At 74.0% G+C, this 1,861-nt stretch carries 3 protein-coding genes and 1 pseudogene; all 4 read left to right on the top strand.

Annotation, left to right across the window (positions count from 1 at the left end; genetic code table 11):
* Window positions 1-301 (top strand): annotated as a pseudogene (locus AE652_RS48850) (hypothetical protein); the annotation flags it as partial.
* Window positions 302-318: 17 nt separating this feature from the next.
* Window positions 319-705, top strand: a complete 387-nt coding sequence (locus AE652_RS40585; protein WP_181970384.1) for a roadblock/LC7 domain-containing protein — start codon at window positions 319-321, stop codon at window positions 703-705.
* A 78-nt stretch (window positions 706-783) separates the two neighbouring features.
* Entirely contained in the window at window positions 784-1,146 is a 363-nt protein-coding gene (locus AE652_RS40580; protein WP_049660856.1) for a DUF742 domain-containing protein, read from the top strand.
* The gene (locus AE652_RS40575) at window positions 1,127-1,744 is read left to right on the top strand and encodes an ATP/GTP-binding protein (protein WP_049660854.1); all 618 of its coding nucleotides are present in this window, start codon (window positions 1,127-1,129) and stop codon (window positions 1,742-1,744) included. Before AE652_RS40580 ends, AE652_RS40575 begins: the two co-directional genes overlap by 20 nt.
* Window positions 1,745-1,861 lie beyond the last annotated feature (117 nt).

Raw genomic sequence — 1,861 nt, 5'->3', positions numbered from 1 at the left:
CGCGCAGCCCGGCGGGCCGACGGCGCAGCCGCCCGGTCCGCTGGTCGGCCCGCCGGCCCAGGCGTCGCGCCCCGCCAAGGAGCCGAAGCAGCCGGGCCTGTGGCTGGAGGCGTTCATGGACGGCATCAAGGGGACCGGGCCGAGCCCGTCCGGTCCGGCGGGCGCCGGGCGCGCCACGGACGCCGAACAGACCGGTGCCGGACGAACGGACGCCGGGCAGACGGACGCCGGGCAGTCGGGTGCCGGACGCACCAGCGCCGCACACACCAGTGAAGAGACGGCAGGGAAAGGCGAGCAGTGATTCCGCACCGCAGCAACATGGACTGGATCCTCAACGACCTCGCGCACAGCGTCCCGTGCGTGCGCCACGTCATCGTGCTGTCCGCCGACGGCCTGCGGATCGCCCAGTACGGCACCGACCCGGACACCGCCGACCGCCTCGCCGCCGCCTGTGCCGGGCTGCAGAGCCTGGCCGGCGCGATCGGCCACGAGTTCCCGCACGGCGACGGCTCGATGCGGCTGGTGGTGATCGAGGTGGACGGCGGCTACTTCTACCTGATGGCCGCCGGTGACCGCGCCTACCTCGCGGTGCTCGCCGACGAGGGCGTGGACGCCGGGCTGGTGAGCCACCAGATGCGCGACCTGGTCGCCCGGATCGGCGAGCACCTGTCCACGCCGCCGCGCAACCCCGAGGCGGTCGCGTGAACCGCCACCCGTCCCGCCCTGCCGCGCCGAGCTCCGGCGGCGGGACGGGCACATGAACGAGCACAGTGAGGCGGTGGCATGACGGCCGCGCAGGGCGGCTGGGACGGCCCCGAGCCCGACCGGCTGTACGTCATCACCCGGGGCCGCAGCGGCCCCTCGGGGCCGGGGGTCTTCGACCTGGTCACCCTGATCGTCTCCCGCGCGGAGCCGACCCCCGCCCACCAGCCGGAGCACGCCGCGATCCTGCGGCTGTGCCGCTCCCCGCTCTCGGTCGCGGAGGTCTCCGCCTACCTGGAGCTCCCCGTCAGCGTGGTCACCGTGCTGCTGGCGGACCTGCTCGACGACGGGCTGATCGAGGCCCGCAGCGCCGCCGTGCCCGCGGCGGAACTCCCCGACCGTGCCCTGTTGGAGGCGGTGATCCATGGACTTCAGCGGCTCTGACACGGTGGTCGGGCCGGCCGGGGCGGACCTGCTGCCGGACTCCGTCACCACGGCGGTCAAGGTGGTGGTGGTCGGCGGCTTCGGCGTCGGCAAGACGACGCTGGTCAGCGCGGTCAGCGAGATCCGCCCGCTGACCACCGAGGAGACCATGACCCAGGCCGGGGTCGGGGTGGACGACCCGACCGGCGTCGAGCAGAAGACCTCCACCACCGTGGCCATGGACTTCGGCCGGATCAGCATCAGCGACCGGCTCGTGCTGTACGTCTTCGGCACCCCCGGCCAGGAGCGGTTCTGGTTCCTCTGGAACGGCCTGTTCGAGGGCGCCTTGGGCGCGGTGGTCCTGGTGGACACCCGGCGGCTGGAGGTCAGCTTCGAGGTGATCGGGCGGCTGGAGGAGCGCGGTGTGCCCTTCGTGGTGGCCGTCAACAGCTTCCCGGAGGCCCCGGCCGTTCCGCTCGACGAGCTGCGGAGCGCGCTGGACCTGCCGTCCGAGGTGCCGATCGTCAGCTGCGACGCGCGCAGCCGGGAGTCCAGCCGGGACACCCTGATGACCCTGATGCACTACCTGTACGACCTGGCCGTCCCGGCCACCGGCTGAGCCGGCGCCCGCGCCCGCTCGCCGGCCACCCACCATCCGCCCGAGCCCGTCCGCTCGTCACCGAACCCCACCCGCGACCGGAGACCCCGTGACCACCCCGATCCCCGAACCCGCCGG

The sequence above is a fragment of the Kitasatospora sp. MY 5-36 genome, assembly GCF_001182915.1.
Lineage (GTDB): Bacteria > Actinomycetota > Actinomycetes > Streptomycetales > Streptomycetaceae > Kitasatospora.
This window is presented reverse-complemented; position numbering and strand designations above follow the sequence as displayed.

Coding starts and splice junctions, on each gene's coding strand:
- AE652_RS40585 (WP_181970384.1), top strand. CDS start 319: ATGGACTGGATCCTCAACGACCTCGCGCACAGCGTCCCGTGCGTGCGC.
- AE652_RS40580 (WP_049660856.1), top strand. CDS start 784: ATGACGGCCGCGCAGGGCGGCTGGGACGGCCCCGAGCCCGACCGGCTG.
- AE652_RS40575 (WP_049660854.1), top strand. CDS start 1,127: ATGGACTTCAGCGGCTCTGACACGGTGGTCGGGCCGGCCGGGGCGGAC.